The sequence below is a fragment of the Sporocytophaga myxococcoides DSM 11118 genome (genome assembly GCF_000426725.1).
In the GTDB taxonomy this organism is placed as follows: domain Bacteria; phylum Bacteroidota; class Bacteroidia; order Cytophagales; family Cytophagaceae; genus Sporocytophaga; species Sporocytophaga myxococcoides.
In genome coordinates this window covers 415,261-434,015 of record NZ_AUFX01000003.1, presented here as the reverse complement: position 1 = coordinate 434,015, position 18,755 = coordinate 415,261, and the positions used below count along the sequence as shown (strand labels likewise).

Genomic DNA, 18,755 nt, shown 5'->3' with positions numbered 1-18,755 from the left:
TTTTGAAGCTGTTATCAGAGGAAAAGAGGCGATGGAATCATCATTCATTGTCAAAGACTTGCTTGAAGCATTGAGGATAGAATATTCTACACGTGTTGCAAAAAAGCTTCGTCATGTGAGCTTTTAGCTCACAAATGTCAGCAAAAAGCTCCGTCCTATGAGCTTTTTGCTCCAAAATATTGAAATCTCCTCAAGTGATTGGATAACCCCAAAATGCTTGAGGAAGATTTTTTAATTTTTTTGTTAAAGATACCTATTACATTATTACTCAATCTGGATCTGCCTTTAATTTGCTATATAACAGATTCTTGACTTTTAGAGAAAATATAGTCGTATTAGATTTTGCTGAAAAAATAACTTTTTTATTACATATCAGGAAACCCAAAATGGCCTTTACGTAATAGGATGAAGATTAATTACTTAATTTTTGTTTATGTCCTACAAAATTGTAAAGGGGAATTACCTAAAAAGTCTTCAGGAACAAATTGAAAAACTTAATAGAGATATTGTCAGTGCTACAGATTTTATAAAAACTATTGAAAAAGGGGATCTGAATGCTGAATATAATGGAGACGGGCAAGATGAAAAAAGCCTTATTCATGCTTTATTAAGTATGAGAGAGCAAATGCAGGTTATTGCATTGCGTGAAGGCGATAGAAATTGGGTAACAGAAGGACTTGCTAAGTTTGCCGATATTTTAAGGACAAAGAATGAAAATATTAAAATATTAAGTGAAAACATCATTTCTAATCTGGTTACCTATCTAAATGCAAATCAGGGCAGCTTCTTTATCTTAAATGATGAAGATGAGAAAGATAAGTTTCTGGAATTAATGGCCTGTTATGCCTATGACAGGAAAAAGTTTGCTCAGAAAAGGGTTGATATTGGAGAAGGTCTTCTGGGACAGTCATTTTTAGAAAAAGAAACCACCTATTTAACACAAATACCTGAAAACTATCTAAGTATCACTTCGGGATTAGGGGAAGCATTACCGAGGGCTATCATTATTGTTCCCATTAAGGTAAATGATGTTGTTTATGGAATGCTTGAGATTGCTTCTTTCAAGGAATTTAAGCCTCATCATAAAGAGTTTCTTGAGAAACTGGGAGAAAGCATTGCTTCTTCTATTTCAAGTGTAAAAATCAGCGAAAGAACTCAAAAGCTTCTTCATGCATCACAGATAGCTTCTGAGGAGATGAAGTCTCAGGAAGAAGAACTGAGGCAGAATATGGAAGAAATGCATGCTACCCAGGAAGAACTAGCCAGGCATGATGCCGAATCCAGAAGCTTACTTACTGCCCTTGATTCCATAGCTATTGTTGTTGAATACAATCTTCAGGGGGATGTTCTTAAGATAAATGAAAAAATGAAGTCTATTGCCGGACTTCAAGGAGATGCATTGATTGGAACGAATTACTTAGCCTTTTGTCAGACCGATGAGGAGAAACTTGAAGCTAAGTCTATGTGGGAAGATCTGAGGAGAGGTAAAACAATAACGAGATTCAGGAAGATGACGACTGGGAAAGGAGACATCTGGTTACAGGAATATTATAATCCAATCAGGGATAGAAATGGCGACCTTGTCAGGATTATGGGAATTGCTATAGATATAACCGAAACCAAAAAGCAAGAACTGCTGCTAGCTGAAAAGGCCGATGAGATGAGGGCGCAGGAAGAAGAGTTAAGGCAAAATATGGAGGAAATGCAAACTATTCAGGAAGAGCTTTCACTAAAAGAAGCTGAGTCTAAAAGTTTGCTTACAGCTATTGACAGCCTTGCTATTGTTGCTGAGTATGATATTGAAGGAAACATGCTCAAGATCAATGATCAGATTGAAAAGGTTTTAGGCATGCCCGGAAATAATCTAGTGGGTCAGAATTATATGAGTTTTTGTCAGACAGATGAGGAGAAGGCAGAAGCTACTGTAATGTGGCAAAATCTAAAACAAGGCAGATCCTTTGTGAAAATAAGAAAAATGAAGCTTGAAAATAAAAATTTCTGGCTTCAGGAATATTATAATCCTGTAGTGGATCATGATGGAAGAATTCAAAAGGTGTATGGTATAACCATAGATATTTCAGATTCTAAAAGACAGGAAGATGAATTGATCCAACAGGCAGAACAAATGAAGTCTCAGGAAGAGGAGCTAAGGCAAAATATGGAAGAACTGCATACCATTCAGGAGGAGCTTTCTAAAAAGGCAAAAGAAATAGAAGAGGTCAGACAGCTTGAAAAGCAAAGAGCAGATAGTCAAATAGAAGCTCAGAAAAAAATGATGCAAAACTTTATGGACAAAGTTAAACAAACAGAAAATGACTATAAAGCTAAGATTGCAACATTAGAGAGTAAACTATCCGGAAAAAATAAAACATAACCACCACAATTTTTGCTATGAAAAATGATGTATTAAAAATTAACTATAATAAAGAAATTGATGCTGTTGTGCTTGAATGGATTACGGCTCCCATTTCTTCTGAGTTCAGAGAAGGCTTAAATCAGGGATTAGAGTTGTTGAAGTCAACCAAAGCTAAAAATTGGATTGGTGATGTTAGAAACCTAGGAGCGATAGATCCTGATGATCAGAAATGGTCAAATGAAGAGTGGTTTCCAAAAGCATTATCTACCGGAATTAAAAAAATGGGGGTTATCATTTCTGACGATATCTTTAACCAGATGAGCGTTGAAGAAATTATGAGTAAAGTAGAAGGCGCTGGTTTTGTATCACAATACTTTGACGATATGAATAAAGCATCTCAGTGGATGAAAGCTTAGTTAACAATTAATAATAATGGAAAGCACAAATGGATAGAAAACATTTGTGCTTTTTTATTTAATTCAGTTTAAAACAATTAGAGTTTAAAGCATGTATTTGGAGGAATATTAATTGTCTTATTCCGTTACAAAATGTAATCCCTTTTGAAAAATGAAAAGGTTTTGATTATTTATAAAATCTGATTTTTATAACTTAGATAAAGTAAACTTTATTAATTAGAAATTAAATGCGCTTAAAAAGAAATTTTGCTTTAATTGCTTGTGTATTAGTTCTATTCCTTAGTAATACAAGCCTTTTTGCTCAAAGTAATATTGTAGAAAAATATGGTCAGCTTTCTATAAAAGGCAATTACATAGTAGGAGAACATGGAGATACAGTTCAATTGCGTGGAATGTCTCTCTTCTGGAGCCAGTGGATGAGCCAGTATTATAATCCCTATGTTGTAAAATACCTTAAGGATAAGTGGAAATGCACAGTGATCAGGGCAGCGATGGGTGTCGATATGGGAGGATATGCAGACAGCAGGGCTTCTGAAAGAGAAAAGGTAATGACAATAGTAGATGCCGCAATAAGAAGTGGTATATATGTTATCATTGATTATCATAGCCATGAAGCTCATACCAATCCTGATATGGCAAAGAAATTTTTTGCAGATATGGCTAAGAAATATGGTAAGTATCCTAATGTATTGTATGAAATATACAATGAACCATTAAATTATGTAAGCTGGTCAAAAGACATTAAGCCATATGCTGAAACGGTAATTGAGAGCATTCGCCAATATGATCCGGATAATATTATAATAATCGGTACAAGACAGTGGTCGCAAATGGTTAGTGAAGCTGCCGTAGATCCTGTTAAAGATACCAATTCTGCATATACTCTTCACTTCTATGCTGGATCTCACAAGCAATGGCTGAGAGATGAGGCAAAAAAAGCAATGGACAAAGGCATTGCATTATTTGTGACTGAGTTTGGTACCTGCCATGCCAGCGGTAATGGAAGTTATGATCCAGAAGAGACAAGGCTGTGGTTTGACTTTATGGATAAATACAAAATCAGTTGGTGCAACTGGTCCATTGCTGACAAAGATGAGACTGCTTCCGCTTTAAAGCCAGGAGGCTTCAGCGCAGGAGGATGGGAGGATTCGGATCTCACCCCTTCTGGTCAATTAGTAAGAGATGAGATGATATTGAAAAACACACCAATCGTTCCATCAAAGAAAAAGTAACTTTATATATCTTTCCCGATTTAATCAGATAATCTAAAGCGCAGTCCTTATATTTATATTTGGCTACGCTTTATTGTTTTTTTAGTGAAAATCAAATTTAGAAATATGAAATTAACTTTACTGATATTGTCTTCGGCATTAATAATTGTTAGTGCAACATTACCAGATCGTGTTAGTCAAAATGAAACTCAGCAATCAGCTTTGAGGGGTAAAAAGGTATATGAAGAATATTGCCTTTCATGCCACCAAACAGATGGGAGTGGGGTTCCTGGATTAAATCCTCCATTAAAGAAAACAACTTATGTGCTCGGTCCGCAGGATAAGTTAGTTAAAATCCTGTTAAATGGCCTGGAGGAAGAAATTGAAATTAATGGAGAGTATTATTCTAATCCAATGCCAGCGTTTGGATCTGTGTTAAATGATCAACAGATTGCAGATGTGCTTACCTATGTAAGGAGTAATTTTGGTAATAAGGCTAATGCTGTTCCTGTTTCAAAAGTGAAGGCTATAAGAGCAGCAAAATAAATGCCGGACTCAGTAGTTTTCAGGTAGTGAATCTTCTTGGTTTATCAGGCATTGAGGGCATCATCTTATAATTTTTTATTTTATTAATCGGCCAATTTGTAAATAGCTATTCCAGTACTTTTCTTTTGTCATTTCTGACCAATGAATAATATTATATCTGTATTGATAAGTGTTTAATTGGCAGAGAAAAATAAAAAAAACAATTGAAGAAATATAACCTATACGAAGAAGTCTGGATTGCATTCTATTAAGCGCTATCGCTAATAAGATCATAAATAAAGCAATATATTCTACAAACACTCTTGATGAAAAACTTCCTCCATAATACCACATCCACCAGGAAGAAAAGATGTATACAATTAAGAATAGAAATGTAATTATTGAATAAAATTCGAATTTGGAAGATTTCCACAAGTAGTATGTTCCTGTTAAAGAAAGCAAGAACATTGGAGTATAAATAAATAACCCTTTTTTATAACTAAAGAGAATTTCTGAAATATGAGGTTTAAGAAAATTGAAGCCTTCTTCAGCATATGAATACACAAGGAAATCACCAGTAGCCAATTTGTAGTATATTAATTGAATTGAAAGTATTGTCGTTAGTATGCAAAAGCTTAATACTAGTTGCCATTTTTCACTCATTGCTTTATTAAATCCTTCCTTTATAGCACTGATATTTGATGCAAGAAAAGGTATTATGAAAACTATCAACCCATTAATTGGTCTAATTAACAAAATGATGCCTAAAAGAATGCTAATTATTATTATGTATTTATTCTTGAAAGAAAGAAAGAATAGTTTTACATAAAAGATAAACATGGCTATGAAGGCAAAAGAATAGATATGTGACATGCCAGGTTCTCCAACTGTATAATAAAATAAGTTAGTCCCAAAAACAGCTGAAAGTAGAACTAAAATTTTTTGAGGTTCTGATACTTTATATAAATCCAATATTGAATCAAGGTAGAACAAACCCATTAATAGATAAAATATTGCTGCAATACTTATTAAGACGGGGTACAATTTTGAATATCCATCCATTTCATAGTGGCCTAAGTAACTTGAAAAGTGGGCTATGATGAAGAATGGCAATTGAACAAGAGCTGTTCCGCAATAATATTTATTAATTACTTTTCCGTTGGAAGTGTTTGTTCTATAATCATAGAATAGATTTTCGTTATAATATTTTTCCTTTTCAATAAATTGAAAAAAATCAAAGTTGAGATCTTTGTATATAAATACCGCGGGTAAATAAGCATAATATCCTTTTGCATCAGATTCGATTATTGCTTTCCAATGGTCCTTTCCCCAATTTAAATTAGAAGTAATAACTGTCATAATTATGCCAATTATGACAATAGTAATTTTGGATTTTTTGTCCCTTAATTTCATGAAATGCTAACTGATTTATAAATGTACCACTAAGGAACCTTATCATTTAACTTGCTTGAATTATTTTGTTGCTTCAAAATTCAAAGGATTTATTTATAAACCAAAAACTTACTCTTGTCAGGAATATTTAGATAGATAATCTAGCTTATTAATCATTTCAAATAAGTTGAAGAGTGCTTGTGAAAAAATCCAGATCAGGTTTAAATTCATGTTCATAAAAAAAAGCCCCGGTTGGGGGCTTTTTTATTTTGCAAATACTATGATTCTATTATTTCTGAATTACCTGGATAATCTTTACCGGACAGAGTTCTGCCGCCTTTTTATTAGCATCTTGTTCTACTTCTGAGACATCTACCGCATGAAATCCTTTTTTATCTTTTGATCCGATCAAAACACTCTTACCATCTTTCTTAGACATAGCCCAACGGTCTGGGGCAACTTCAACACAATAATTGCAGCCTATGCATTTCTCTCTCTGCTGAATGATCTTAATCATTGGCCGGAACTACTTTATAGATTTTATCGCTGCTACGGATTGTTTCCTCAAGAGGTATTGAAAATGAAATACCTTTTCCTACTTCATCTACCTGTTTGTCGTCAACCCTTATCTCAGTTATTGTAGTTTCAACCACGCCTGTCGTAGGTCCGATAATCAGAATTTCGTCACCAATCTTGAGTTTATGTGTTTCCAGGATAAATTCGGCAACTTTAACTTTTGGGAAATAACGTACTCCTTTACCAAGGAATATTTTACGTGTAGTAGCAGAAGACCCGTGTTTGTTTGTCCATTCGCCAAGTTTCTGGCCAAGATAATAACCGCTCCAGAAGCCTCTGTTATAAACGGTTTCAAGCCTGTTCATCCAATCCTGAAGTTTTTCATCTGTAAATGTATCATCAAGATAAGCATCGACTGCTTCCCTGTAGCATTTGGTGACAGTTTTTACATATTCAGGTGCACGGCCTCTACCTTCCAGTTTTAGTACTGTGACACCACTGGCTATTACTTCATCCAGGAAATTGATTGTACATAAATCTTTAGGAGACATGATGTACTCATTATCAATTTCAAGCTCATGACCATCTTCCAGATCTATTACTTTGTAAGTACGTCTGCAGTTTTGCTGACAAGCACCGCGGTTAGCAGAAGAGTTGGCAGTATGTAAACTCAGATAGCATTTACCAGAGACAGCCATGCAGAGAGCGCCATGAGCAAAGATCTCTATACGAACAAGTTCCCCTTTTGGTCCTCTTACATTTTCACGTTTGATACCATCTGTAATGTCTTTAATTTGCTTCAAGCTTAATTCTCTTGAAAGTACTATGACATCAGAGAACATTGCATAAAACTTGACAGTTTCAAGGTTGGTGACATTTACCTGAGTTGAAAGATGTACTTCCACACCTTTGGTAAAAGCATATTGAATGGCTGCATGATCAGCAGCTATAATAGCTGTAAGTCCGTTTTCTTTTATGGAATCGATAATACGTTTCATGATGCTCATATCATGATCGTAAAGGATCGTATTAAGAGTTACGTAGGTTTTAACATTGTGCTCTCTGGCAATGCGACCGATTTCCGGAAGGTCTTCCAAAAGGAAGTTATTAGCTGCACGAGCTCTCATGTTCAATTGATCTACTCCAAAATAAATGGAGTCTGCTCCTCCCTGAATAGCTGCCATAAAGGCTTCAAAGGAGCCTGCAGGTGCCATTACTTCTATCTTATCTTTCATTGTAGTGTATTCCGTCTAAAAGAAGTTACAAAATTACGTTAAAATGCCTGAATTTTTGCTTTTATATCGAAGTTTTTGAATGAATGTAAAGGATAATTTTTGATATTCAGTTGATTAGGTGGTTTTAGTTAATTTCAACAATATCATTTAAATCCGGCAAGTCAACAGTAATTCCGAATTTTTCATTTATTTTTTCAGCTAAAACCTGTCCGGCAGCTTTTTCCCCGTGGATAAGAATGACTTTTTTAGGTTTGTATCTGAAACCGGCAATCCAATTGAGGAGTTCCTTCTGATCCGCATGGCCTGATATATTCTCGAGACGAGCTATTTCGGCATTTACTTGATAAAATTTCCCCATGATTTTAATTCCGGGTTCCCCGTCATGCAATGCTCTTCCTCTGGTTCCTTCCGCTTGATAACCAGGAAGTATTACAAGATTATTACTGTCTTCTATTCCGGCTTTCAGATAATGTAAAATTCTTCCGCCAGTAATCATTCCACTTCCCGCAATTACAATCTTGGATTTTTTTCGATCAATGATGCTAAAGGTTTCTTCTATATTTCTAACAAAATACGTTTCCTTGTTTAAATCTATCAGATCGGTATTGTTTAGTTTGTGCCAATCTGGAAATTTAGAAGTAGCCACAATTGCTTCCGCACCCATTGGAGAGTCAAAAACAACTGGAATATGTGGTATCTTATTTTCTTTTTTCAAAACATCAATGAGCAGCATTATTTCAAGCGCTCTGCCTACTGCAAAACAAGGAATGTAGATATTTCCCTCTCGCTGAATTGTTTTGTTTATAAGGTCTTTTAGCTGACTCTTTGGTGACACTTTAGAATGTAATCTGTTGCCATAGGTTGATTCCAGTATTAGTATATCAGCTTGCTCAGGTATAGAAGGGGAAGGAAGATAAAGTGATTCTGTCCGTCCTACATCTCCGGAAAAGATTAATTTTTTATCCGAAATATCTATTTCGAGAAAGGAAGAACCAAGAATATGACCATTTTTTCTAAACCTGAATTTAATATCTTTTGCAAGTGAGATCCATTCATTTTCACCACAGTCCAGAATAAAATTCAATGTTTGTTCAACCTCGTCTAAAGTATAGAGGGGCAAGGCAGGTTTGTGTTTGGAATAATTCCCCTGATTAGCTGCATCTGCTTCTTCCATCTGGATTTTGGCACTATCTCTGAGAATTACTTCAGTAAGTGCTACAGTTGGTGTCGTCATAAATACCGGTCCCTTATAACCGTTTTTTATAAGTACAGGTAAGTAACCTGTGTGATCCAAGTGAGCATGCGTTATCAGAACAGCCGAAAGTTTATTGTAATCCAAAGGGAGAGGAGCTCTGTTCAGCAGTCTCAAAGATTTACTCCCCTGAAATAAACCACAATCAATAAGGAGCTGATGTTTTGAGGTTTCTAATAAAAATTTTGACCCTGAAACAGTGCCTGTTCCTCCTAAAAAATGAATTTTTGCCTTCATAGATTCTTTATTCAAACAATAGATCGTTTGTAAAGGTAATATGATTACTAATCTCCTGGTATTTTCATGAAAAGAATCACCGCTTTGTTTGCAACAGATTTTTCTTCAAGTGCAGAAAATGCATTGAATTATTTTATCAATTTTGCCAGACCATTCGAGGTAAAGCTCTTGGTATTGCATGTTGTGGAGGTACCATTAATACCCACAGAAGTTCCTTATGACAGGTTGTTTGAAAAACAGGTTTCCGATAAAAAGGAGCTGGGAGCAAAGTTAATGAAGACGACCACCCGCATATTGGAGGTTTGCAATAATTTTGAGGTGGATCAAATTATTGCAGAAGGGGATCCACAGGAAGAAATTAATAAGATTTCCGACAAATATGGTGTTGATCTTATTGTTATGGGAAATAAGAAGGGAGGGATCTTTACAAGAATTTTTAATGGTGATACTGTAGCCGGAATGATTGAAAAAGGTAGTCGTAAAATTTTAGCAATATCAGAGGATATTCATTTCAGTCCTGTAAAAACTATAGTTTACGCATGTGCCATTTCTGTAAGAGATCATGAAAATATTAATGTATTAAGTGAGTATGCAAAAGTATTTGATGCGGAAATAATTATCCTGAATGTGATAGATAAATTGGAACAGGAATATCCGGAGATAGCTGCGGTGATGCTTGAGGAGATTATGGATCACGTTCATTATAAAAATATAAAACTGATTACCAAAATGGGCACCAACGTGTCAGCAATTATAAAGAAGTTTACAGATGAGATCGATACCGATTTGCTTGTAATGGCTACCCATCACAGAAGTTTTTTTGAGGCTATTTTAGCTGGTAGTACTACCGAAAAAGTATTGAATATATCAAACCATCCTATGCTTATATTTCATCTGACAGGTAATACAAAAGGGTGGTAGGGAAAGGTTTTTCTGCTTAATGTCTTTAGTCAAAAAAAATCCCTGCTCATTTTGCAGGGATTTTTTTTAATACCATTCATCATCTTCATTTTCAGATGAAGTTCTTTCTCGTTTTTTCTTCTTAAATATATTCTTAAACCAGTTCAGAGGTTCTTTTGATTCCTGACGACGGTGAGATCTTTGATTTTCTGAAGGGCTTGTTAATTCTTCTTCAGACGCTTCATTGGTATTGCTGTTATCTACAGGATAGCCATCAGGAGCATTTTCTGAAAAAGGAACGCAGTCCATATTTTCATACATTTCTTCGCTGAGGTCAGGCCATTGCTGGTATACATATTTTTTTAGCTTTTTGTCTTTGCCTAGTTTCCCCATAAACTTCCCGAATATTGGCATTGCCATATGTGCACCCTGACCAAGATCTATGGACCTGAAATGAACTCTTCTATCTTCCGCACCAACCCAGCATCCTGCAACAAGAGAAGGAGTGTAGCCAATAAACCATCCGTCTGCATGAGATTGTGTTGTACCTGTTTTTCCTGCAATCTGTGCATCCGGTCCTACATAATTAGCCATACCAGCTGCAGTACCTTCCTGTACTACCTTTCTAAGCATATAGGTAATCATTTCAGCAGTTGGAGCACTTACTGTCTGACGAAAATAAGGAGGATTACTTTTGTATATTGTTTTACCTGCCTTGTCTTTTATTTTTAACAGGTAATTTGGAGTAACACTTTTCCCGCCATTGGCAAATGCACCATATGCAGAAACCATTTCCATTAAAGAAACATCTGCAGTGCCGAGAGCCAGGGATGGTACAGGGTCCAGAGGGGAACTGATGCCAAGTTTTTCCGCAAAGTTTACAACTTTATTAACTCCTGCTTTCATGATCAGGCTTGCAGAAACAGTGTTTACAGAATTGGTCAGCGCGCCTGTCATAGAATAATATCCCCCATAATTTCCATCGGCATTTTTAGGTGACCAGTTGTCATATTCTTCAATCACTTGTCTTTGATTAGGGAAGTATTCGCAAGGACTAATTCCAGATTCCAGAGCAGCAGCATACACAATAGGTTTGAATGTTGAACCAACCTGTCTTTTGGAGGTCACGTGATCATATTTAAAGTATTTATGATTGATGCCACCAACCCAGACTTTGACTTGACCGGTAAATGGATCCATTGCAAAAAAACCTGCTTGAAGGAAATATAAGTAGTGCTTGATGGAATCCAGAGTTGAAAAGTTTTTATCTTTTTCTCCAGCCCAGGTAAACACTTTCATTTCTGATTTTTTATTCAGTTCCTTTTTTAAATCTGTATCATCCAGGTCAAGGCTTTTTAAATACTGATATCTGTCAGACCTTTTGCATGCATCAGTTAATACCTGGGGAGTTTTTTTCCACGGAGTGGTGTTTTTCCAGTGAGAGTAGAAACTAACCTGCAATTTGGACATATGCTCTGTCATCGCTTTTTCGGCGTGCCGTTGCATCTTTGAATCAATGGTGGTGTAAATTTTCAAACCATCTGTGTACAGATTGTAAGGTGTTCCGTCCGGTTTATAATGGGTATTGCACCATTCATCTAATTCTTGTCTAAGATATTCTCTGAAATACGTGGCTAATCCAGTATTGTGAGAAAGGTAATTATATCTGATTTTTAAATCTTTCTTCTGATATTTCTCCGCTTCTTCTTGTGTAAGAAACTGGTATTTTGCCATTTGCTGCAAGACAACATTTCTGCGTTCCTTTGCTTTTTCCGGATTTTTTGCCGGATTATAAGAGGTCGTAGCTTTAAGCATTCCAACCAGTGTCGCTGCCTGTTGAACATTCAGAGAATCTACAGCACTATTAAAATATCTTCTGGCCCCGGCTGCTATTCCATAAGCATTTTCACCGTAGGGTACCGTATTGAAGTACAGAGTCAGAATCTCATTTTTATTAAAAGTTTCATTGAGTCTTGTAGCTACAATTGCTTCTCTGGTTTTATTAATAAGCATAGAAAAGAACCTATATCTCTTTCTGGGAAATAGGTTTTTGGCCAACTGTTGCTCCACAGTACTTCCTCCGCCAGAGCTTTCATCCTGCATTATGACGGATTTAAAAAGCACCCTAAGCATCCCTCTGCGGTCAAATCCATTGTGTTTGTAAAAGCGGATATCTTCTGTAGCCAGCAAGGCATTGATTAAATGCTTAGGAAGTTTTTCAAAATTTATATCCGTACGATCCTGAATAAAATACTTTCCTATAAGAATTCCATCTGAAGAATAGATTTCAGAAGCTGTAGCATTCCTGATATTTTTCAGGTCATTTCCGTCGGGGAGGTTTTTGTATACTTGGTACGTAATGTAAATAAAGATTGAAGCGAATAGAACCGCCAGAAATATCATTCCCGGTTTAATCCATTTTTTCCAGTTAAAATCTTTTAAGGAAAATCCCTGTTCCTGATTACTCATTATGTCAACCTTTTATAATCTGTGAATACAAATAAAATAAAGTTCCGGTTCAATTTTAACAATTGACATGATTGCATATTATCCCTAGAGAGGAATTTTTATCATAAATTTATGAGACTCAAAGAATAAACTTCTTTTCAGCTTTTTTATTTTTTTTATTTCCTGAGTCTGGTAAAATTATAAACTTTTCATTTCCTGTCTTAAATTTTCAAATATAAAACAAATGAAATAGCAGATGGTTAAAATCAGTGATATAACCAACGAAACTGATACAATGAAAAAAACATTATTTTGTCTGAATGGAATAATTCTTTCTTCACTGATATTTCTATTATCATGCAGCAAAAAAGAATCTGCGTTTTTTACTAACCATTATCCTACTGGATATACTAGTATGAATAGACCGAATAAAGAAACTATTAAACCTGAAATTCAAAATCATATTGCTACTGCCAATAAAGAGATTGTTGCTGCAGTTGGTGAGCAGGTAATTTTTAAATCTGAGATAGGTGATTCAAAGAATAATTCAGATGAAATTAAAGCAATTCTTTCTGATGAGCCACAAGCTTTAGGGAAAGAAGCTGCGACTCCTTCTAAAAAGGAAATTAAGAAGATAGTGAAAAAGGCTATTAAAGAAAGTAAATCAAATGATAGTAATGTAAGCAAGCTATTGCTTGTGATCATCGCTATTTTAATTCCTCCTCTTGCAGTTGCTTTGGTTGACGGGATCCATGGACCGTTCTGGCTTAGTATTTTGCTTACAATCCTGTTCTACATTCCAGGATTGATATATGCTATTTACAGGATTTATAAAAATGATTAATCTAATAAGGGCTGTATAAATAAAAAGTCCCCTCGATACATTCGGGGGGACTTTTTTATTACTCTGGAGAGTGAGCAGAAAATGTTCCGTCATCGTAAAATATGACGATTTTTTGCACTTTTTTAGGTTTTTGAACCGGTTTTTTCTCTGCGACAGGTTGAAATGCTGCATCCTGAGCATTAACAGTCAGATTTGAATTTGCTGAGTTTTCCACTTCTCTCATCGTCTCTGTGATCATAACAATCTCTTTGGCTTCTGTAATAGGTTGATTAATTGTTTGTTCTATATTCTCTAGTTCCGGCTGAATTTCTTCGCTTTCCGGATTTTTTGCTTCTACCGATAGGGCTTCTACTTCTTTTTCAGGTTCTTGAGGAGGGAATATTGGCAATTCAATTTCCTGAATTGCAGTTAATTCATTTACTACCTCTATGCCCTCTAAATCTTTTATATTCTCAATTTCTTCTATTATCTCTCCCGGGTTCTCAATTGCTTCTACCTCTGAGATGGCTTCACTTTCAGGAGATATGGAAAGTTCTTCTGTTAGTTTTGCTTCGGGGGAAATTTCTGAATCAGAAATTAATAGTGATTCAGGATATTCCTTTTCCTTCGCTTCGGTTCTGGTAAATATATCTTCAATGTCAGCATCGGATTTTTCCTCTAGAATTTCGTCATGCTGTTCTTTAAAAAAATTGGCATTTTCGAATATACTATTGAAAAAGGCATCCACAGAAGGTTCTGATTCAGGAGTATAAAAAGATTCGGTTTGAGCAGGAGAGGTGTTTTCAGAAAATAGCAAGCCGGAAACGATTTCTGCAGATACTTCTGCCTTTGCCAGAATTTCTTCTTTCTTTTCTAATTCTTTGCGTATTTGTTTCTTCTCTTCTTCCGGGTCTGTTTTCTGTGGTTCTCCAAATAAGTTGAGCTGTTTCATAGGACCTTTTCCAGTTAGGAGCCAATCTGATAGTATGTCAGGAAATGTAATAAGAATTTTATGAATTACATCCAGACTGGGTTTATTTCTACCAGATAGAATATGTGACATACTTGACCTTTGGATACCTATAGTATCTGCGAAGGACGAAGGTGTCAATTCTTTGTTTTCCAGTATTGCCAGTATTCTTTCTGTTATTGAATTCATTTTTGTGAATATAACTTCACAAATGTACATAACCACAACATTACATGATTGTATTTTGTAAACTAGTTTTGCACATTCCTGAAAAATCTCAGAGTTTACAATTGTAATTCACAAATGTATACAGCTCCACCATTAATTAAGGTGTTGAAAAAAATGAAACCCTGAAGTAAATTTTTCTCGTTTTATTATAGAATAAGGCAAAAATAAAACTAAATTAGCGCCATATTTTCTGAAAAATTTATAATATACATTACTATGCAAACACTTGGAGTTATATTAATGGTCGTAGGATTTATCATGGGAGTTTTCGGTGGAATGTTCCTTGCAATGCCTGCGGTTGTAGCAGATGAAAAAGGCGGTTTGAGCCAGGAAAAAATGATAAAAGTTGCGGTTTTAATTTTTGCTGGATCGGTAATGATCCTAATTGGTCAGTATTTGTTTGCAGGATTAAATCACTAAGAAGTAAAGTATTTAAGAATACATTAAGTCCGTTTTTCACTTGGATAAACTAAGTGGAAAACGGATTTTTTTATTTTATAAAAAAAGTAAATATTCTTGAAACCAGAATGTTCCATTATTGGCAATTCAAAATATCTTCCGGACAAAATGATATTATGTTTAACCTTTCGGTATTAGTTTCGGAAGGTTATCTGGTATAAATGAATATTGAAGGGACAAGCTTACAAGAAAGTTTTTATAGTAGGTTGTTCTTGTAATAATTTAATTTTTTGAGGTTGTTTATAGATTAAACAATCCTGTTTTTTGGTTATCAAATTGTTTTTCAATCAAATACTTTTAAGGGGAAAGTAAATGGATTACTGAACTTTAACTGTATACTAAGACTTTTTTAAGTAAGAAAGGAGGTAAGTAAAATGGCTGCAAAGTTTATTAACAACCGACCTTTTCAATTTCGAAACCTTGGAAAATCTTTTGAATTGGAGGATAAGGGAAGAAGATTTGTAAAAGAAGATGAAGTATATTATTTCTGGAATACATCTTTAAGAGATGAAAGTGTTCAGAATAATGATTTACCAGATCTTAAAAATAAAAAAGATAAGGACGATGATTAATGATAAAAAAAAGGCTTTTGAAGATTATTTCAAAAGCCTTTTTTTTATCATTAATATTTTATTTAAATAGCTCCTGCGCCAGGTCTTTTACCCGCTTCCATATTTACAAGAACTTTTCTGTTTTGCTTTTTGGATTTTGACTGATTTTTAGTTTGTGGAGCTTCTACAAAGTTTTGTTTGGGAAGATTTTCGGCTTTGACTGTCTCCGAAGCAGCGTAAACTACTTTTTTAGTATCAGTATTTTTATCAAAGTAACTATTAATATGATTATTTAAGGTTTCAAGACAAATGCAAGAGCTAATAAAAAAATTTACTCCGTATCTTCTCACTTTATCCTGGATGTCCTTATCTATATTGTCTTGCATAACCACAATCAGAACATTTTCTTTATGAATGTCATGGGAAAATTTATACCCTTCAAGAAAATCAAATCCATCTGCAATTGGAGTATTCATGTTTAAAACCACAACGGTTTTAGAGTTGATAGTTTTGTGGCTTATCTGATTAAGGTAAAGTAACGCATGCCCCCCGTTTAATGTCACTTTTAGTTGATCTACTAGTCCAGAATCAACAATAGTTTTTTCATTAAGGCAGTTAGTTTTTGTATCACAATCAACAAGAAGTAATCTATTAATTTTCATAAGCCACCGATTTTATAGTTTTTGTACGATTCGATAACAAACATTGTTACAAAATTCAGGAAATTGCGGGATTTCCCTGAAATTAGATCTCCCGAATTACTCTGCGACCGGCTAATGGAATTAATTTCTCGGAAGGAATGATAAAATATTGAACTTTAGGCTAATAAATAAATTATTCTTCAAATAACTAAATTTATTATTGAATGTTTACTATTTTTTATAATGTATAGTATTTAATAATATGAAACCGTACAACTCAGCCTTTTAGGAAGTTGAATTTTCTTAACGGAATCCTAATGAAAACTTAATATAACTTTTTGGTTGACCATTCTTCTTTGTTCGTACTTGCCTCGAAATATTAAGAGTAACATGTTTAGTAAAATTAAGCTCAGGCTTTTTCTGGTTTATAGCATTTTTGTCGGGATAATAATATCGATGGGTTGTTGTTTTATTTATTTCCTGAATCAGCGTGAACTGAGTTATAGAATGATTCACACAATTCATAATGTTTCATACATGGTGTTTTCCTTGAATGCTGTTGAACAGGATTTTGTTCATTATGATTCAAAAAAGCCTACTTATCATTTTACTCATACAAGTACATATATAAAAAAGCATCAGCAACTGATTGAAGAAATAGACCTAACAATAGAAAGCCTTTTAAACGAATCTCTTCTGAATAAGAATGAACCAATGAAACTTCAATTGAAAGAAGTATTGCGTGAAATCGAAGATTACCAGAGAACATTCGGATACCTTGTTGGAACCATTGAAAAGAGGGGAACACATATTTACGGTCTGGAAGGAGAATTGAAGAAAAGAAAAGAGTCCTTACATAAGTTCAGATCATTCATTGGTGCAGAGATTCTTGAGAGCCTTATGCAAAATGAAAAAGATTATTTTATCTCTAAAGATTCTTTATATGTATTTAATAATGAATATCTGATTGGAGAAGCAAAAAGGGATGTATTGCAGACTAAAAAGATTCCAAGGGACATTGCCGAAAAGGTTAATCTGGCACTGGATGATTATCTCAAAACTTTTAAAGATGTAGTGTCAGTAGAACGTTCAATAGGATATAGCAATGAAGCTGGTTTATTGGGCAGGCTCATAGTTCATAATCAGAAAATAAGGCAGCTGATGGCTGGCATAGAGGAGGAAACTGTTGTGCTCAATGATAGCCTGAAAGATGACCTGAAGAAAATGTTGTTTGGAGTTTTATCTATTTGCATTTTAATTTCATTGGGCTTAAGTTTTTTCTTTTCGTCTGTGCTCACCAAGCCAATCAGGACATTAACGACAGAGCTTGAACGAGTTGTTAAAAGTAACTTTACTGATGGTTTTAGTGGTATTAAATTTTCAGATAAAGATGAAGTAGGTATCTTAAGCAGAAGATTTATTTCAATGGTAACAACCATACAGGATGGTATGAAGGAGATTAAAGAATATTCCAATAAAATAGAAAAACAAAATGTCGCTCTTCTTAAAAGTGAACTCGATTTTAGATCTACATTTGAGCAAGCAGCTGTCGGCATCGCGCATATAGATTTTACCGGTACGGTATTGAGGGTAAATAAAAAACTGTGTGAAATATTGGGCTTTAGTGCTGATGAACTACTCAATCTGAATACCTCCAGAAAATTCATAAGAGATACCTTAGAAATGAATGGAGAACAGTATGGCAAACTATTACTGAATAGCATGGAAAACATAACCCTTGAGCAGCAGATAAAACATCGTTCTGGTAAGATGATATGGGTGTACTTAACCTGTTCATTGAAGTTTGATAAATATGGAATACCAGAATATCAGATTTGGGTAGTTCAGGATATCTCAGAAAGAAAGCAGGCAGAGTCAGAATTATTATATAAAAATCAGGAATTGGACACTTTCTGTTATAAAGTTTCGCATGATCTCAAAGGCCCTGTAGCTTCCCTTAAAGGCTTATGTTCTACTGCCAGAATGGAGATAAAGGATCCTGTTGCGGTTGAATATTTTTCACAGATAGATTTAACTTTAATCAGACTCAATGAAATTATATATAATCTTATAGAGCTTACTAAAATAAAAGAAGGACAGATAGACCTTACACTTATTGATCCTGACATTCTGATTAGAAATACATTGGCGGTGCTTCGGAAAACTGATTATTTGCAGAAGATAGATATTTCCATTGATAACTATGCGGTTAATGAATTATTCAGTGATAGCAGATACCTTAATACTATATTTCTAAATCTTCTTGAAAATGCTTTAAAATATTCCAGAAAGCAAAAAGATTCATTTATAAGGGTTACAATCGCGGATCATAAAAAAGGTGTATTAATTACTTTTGAAGATAATGGAATTGGTATAGAAAGGGAATTTCAGGCAAAGGTATTTGACATGTTTTTCAGAGCCACAGATTATTCAAAGGGGAGTGGCCTTGGGCTTTACCTTGTCAAAAATGCCATTGAAAAACTTAACGGTACTATCGATCTAAAAAGTGAAGCAGGTAAAGGAACTACTTTTTTTGTTTATTTGCCTAACCTTAGAAAGAAGGAGTTAAAGGCTACGGCAGAAATGAGTTGAAGT

16 protein-coding genes are annotated in these 18,755 nt (G+C 34.7%); 9 read left to right on the top strand and 7 right to left on the bottom strand.

From position 1 onward, the window contains the following. The first annotated feature begins 433 nt into the window (after nt 1–433). The 4 genes from K350_RS30660 (at nt 434) to K350_RS0101515 (ending at nt 4,529) form a co-directional block, all read left to right on the top strand. Nucleotides 434–2,374: a PAS domain S-box protein gene (locus K350_RS30660; RefSeq protein WP_051312756.1), complete on the top strand. Its 1,941-nt coding sequence runs from the start codon at nt 434–436 to the stop codon at nt 2,372–2,374. 17 nt (nt 2,375–2,391) lie between these two features. Beyond that, nucleotides 2,392–2,772 (top strand): hypothetical protein, encoded by a 381-nt coding sequence (locus K350_RS0101525; RefSeq protein ID WP_028978411.1) that lies wholly within the window; start codon nt 2,392–2,394, stop codon nt 2,770–2,772. Between the two features lie 227 nt (nt 2,773–2,999). After that, nucleotides 3,000–4,004, top strand: coding sequence for a glycoside hydrolase family 5 protein (locus tag K350_RS0101520; RefSeq protein WP_037573541.1), 1,005 nt, complete (start codon nt 3,000–3,002; stop codon nt 4,002–4,004). A gap of 105 nt (nt 4,005–4,109) precedes the next feature. Then, nucleotides 4,110–4,529 (top strand): c-type cytochrome, encoded by a 420-nt coding sequence (locus K350_RS0101515; protein WP_028978409.1) that lies wholly within the window; start codon nt 4,110–4,112, stop codon nt 4,527–4,529. A gap of 75 nt (nt 4,530–4,604) precedes the next feature. Here K350_RS0101515 and K350_RS0101510 read toward each other — a convergent pair whose 3' ends face one another. The 4 genes from K350_RS0101510 to K350_RS0101495 form a co-directional block, all read right to left on the bottom strand. Then, nucleotides 4,605–5,867 (bottom strand): hypothetical protein, encoded by a 1,263-nt coding sequence (locus K350_RS0101510; protein ID WP_156026817.1) that lies wholly within the window; start codon nt 5,865–5,867, stop codon nt 4,605–4,607. Nucleotides 5,868–6,189: 322 nt separating this feature from the next. Next, the gene (locus K350_RS0101505; RefSeq protein ID WP_028978407.1) at nt 6,190–6,417 is read right to left on the bottom strand and encodes a ferredoxin; all 228 of its coding nucleotides are present in this window, start codon (nt 6,415–6,417) and stop codon (nt 6,190–6,192) included. Continuing rightward, complete coding sequence (locus K350_RS0101500) at nt 6,410–7,651, bottom strand: peptidase U32 family protein (protein ID WP_028978406.1); 1,242 nt, start codon at nt 7,649–7,651, stop codon at nt 6,410–6,412. The genes K350_RS0101505 and K350_RS0101500 overlap by 8 nt, the downstream gene beginning before the upstream one ends. Before the next feature lie 124 nt (nt 7,652–7,775). Further along, nucleotides 7,776–9,140 carry an MBL fold metallo-hydrolase RNA specificity domain-containing protein gene (locus tag K350_RS0101495; RefSeq protein WP_037573538.1) on the bottom strand — a complete coding sequence of 455 codons (1,365 nt, stop codon included), beginning with the start codon at nt 9,138–9,140 and terminating at the stop codon, nt 7,776–7,778. Nucleotides 9,141–9,206: 66 nt separating this feature from the next. Here K350_RS0101495 and K350_RS0101490 point away from each other — a divergent pair, with 66 nt between their 5' ends. Continuing rightward, nucleotides 9,207–10,061: a universal stress protein gene (locus tag K350_RS0101490; RefSeq protein WP_028978404.1), complete on the top strand. Its 855-nt coding sequence runs from the start codon at nt 9,207–9,209 to the stop codon at nt 10,059–10,061. Nucleotides 10,062–10,127: 66 nt separating this feature from the next. On the opposite strand, the gene K350_RS26955 is transcribed toward K350_RS0101490, so the two are convergent. Further along, complete coding sequence (locus K350_RS26955; RefSeq protein WP_051312755.1) at nt 10,128–12,509, bottom strand: penicillin-binding protein 1A; 2,382 nt, start codon at nt 12,507–12,509, stop codon at nt 10,128–10,130. Nucleotides 12,510–12,783: 274 nt separating this feature from the next. Between K350_RS26955 and K350_RS33055 the strand changes: the two genes are divergently transcribed. Then, entirely contained in the window at nt 12,784–13,332 is a 549-nt protein-coding gene (locus tag K350_RS33055; RefSeq protein ID WP_245598400.1) for a YqaE/Pmp3 family membrane protein, read from the top strand. Nucleotides 13,333–13,390: 58 nt separating this feature from the next. On the opposite strand, the gene K350_RS30655 is transcribed toward K350_RS33055, so the two are convergent. Beyond that, nucleotides 13,391–14,470 (bottom strand): helix-turn-helix domain-containing protein, encoded by a 1,080-nt coding sequence (locus K350_RS30655; protein ID WP_051312754.1) that lies wholly within the window; start codon nt 14,468–14,470, stop codon nt 13,391–13,393. 255 nt (nt 14,471–14,725) lie between these two features. Here K350_RS30655 and K350_RS0101470 point away from each other — a divergent pair, with 255 nt between their 5' ends. Beyond that, nucleotides 14,726–14,929 (top strand): hypothetical protein, encoded by a 204-nt coding sequence (locus tag K350_RS0101470; protein WP_028978403.1) that lies wholly within the window; start codon nt 14,726–14,728, stop codon nt 14,927–14,929. Nucleotides 14,930–15,342: 413 nt separating this feature from the next. Further along, on the top strand, nt 15,343–15,540 hold the full coding sequence (locus K350_RS0101460) for a hypothetical protein (protein WP_028978402.1): 198 nt from the start codon (nt 15,343–15,345) through the stop codon (nt 15,538–15,540). A gap of 62 nt (nt 15,541–15,602) precedes the next feature. Here K350_RS0101460 and K350_RS0101455 read toward each other — a convergent pair whose 3' ends face one another. Further along, nucleotides 15,603–16,181 (bottom strand): response regulator, encoded by a 579-nt coding sequence (locus tag K350_RS0101455; protein ID WP_028978401.1) that lies wholly within the window; start codon nt 16,179–16,181, stop codon nt 15,603–15,605. A gap of 486 nt (nt 16,182–16,667) precedes the next feature. On the opposite strand from K350_RS0101455, the gene K350_RS30650 reads away from it, so the two are divergent. Beyond that, nucleotides 16,668–18,752: an ATP-binding protein gene (locus tag K350_RS30650; RefSeq protein WP_028978400.1), complete on the top strand. Its 2,085-nt coding sequence runs from the start codon at nt 16,668–16,670 to the stop codon at nt 18,750–18,752. The last annotated feature ends 3 nt before the right edge of the window (nt 18,753–18,755 follow it).

Bases quoted from the DNA above. Each gene is read 5' to 3' on its own strand.
- K350_RS33055 (WP_245598400.1), top strand. From the start codon at position 12,784: ATGAAAAAAACATTATTTTGTCTGAATGGAATAATTCTTTCTTCACTG.
- K350_RS0101460 (WP_028978402.1), top strand. From the start codon at position 15,343: ATGGCTGCAAAGTTTATTAACAACCGACCTTTTCAATTTCGAAACCTT.
- K350_RS0101500 (WP_028978406.1), bottom strand. From the start codon at position 7,651: ATGAAAGATAAGATAGAAGTAATGGCACCTGCAGGCTCCTTTGAAGCC.
- K350_RS0101505 (WP_028978407.1), bottom strand. From the start codon at position 6,417: ATGATTAAGATCATTCAGCAGAGAGAGAAATGCATAGGCTGCAATTAT.
- K350_RS0101515 (WP_028978409.1), top strand. From the start codon at position 4,110: ATGAAATTAACTTTACTGATATTGTCTTCGGCATTAATAATTGTTAGT.
- K350_RS0101495 (WP_037573538.1), bottom strand. From the start codon at position 9,140: ATGAAGGCAAAAATTCATTTTTTAGGAGGAACAGGCACTGTTTCAGGG.
- K350_RS0101520 (WP_037573541.1), top strand. From the start codon at position 3,000: ATGCGCTTAAAAAGAAATTTTGCTTTAATTGCTTGTGTATTAGTTCTA.
- K350_RS0101490 (WP_028978404.1), top strand. From the start codon at position 9,207: ATGAAAAGAATCACCGCTTTGTTTGCAACAGATTTTTCTTCAAGTGCA.
- K350_RS0101510 (WP_156026817.1), bottom strand. From the start codon at position 5,867: ATGACAGTTATTACTTCTAATTTAAATTGGGGAAAGGACCATTGGAAA.
- K350_RS0101525 (WP_028978411.1), top strand. From the start codon at position 2,392: ATGAAAAATGATGTATTAAAAATTAACTATAATAAAGAAATTGATGCT.
- K350_RS0101455 (WP_028978401.1), bottom strand. From the start codon at position 16,181: ATGAAAATTAATAGATTACTTCTTGTTGATTGTGATACAAAAACTAAC.
- K350_RS30650 (WP_028978400.1), top strand. From the start codon at position 16,668: ATGATTCACACAATTCATAATGTTTCATACATGGTGTTTTCCTTGAAT.
- K350_RS26955 (WP_051312755.1), bottom strand. From the start codon at position 12,509: ATGAGTAATCAGGAACAGGGATTTTCCTTAAAAGATTTTAACTGGAAA.
- K350_RS30660 (WP_051312756.1), top strand. From the start codon at position 434: ATGTCCTACAAAATTGTAAAGGGGAATTACCTAAAAAGTCTTCAGGAA.
- K350_RS0101470 (WP_028978403.1), top strand. From the start codon at position 14,726: ATGCAAACACTTGGAGTTATATTAATGGTCGTAGGATTTATCATGGGA.
- K350_RS30655 (WP_051312754.1), bottom strand. From the start codon at position 14,470: ATGAATTCAATAACAGAAAGAATACTGGCAATACTGGAAAACAAAGAA.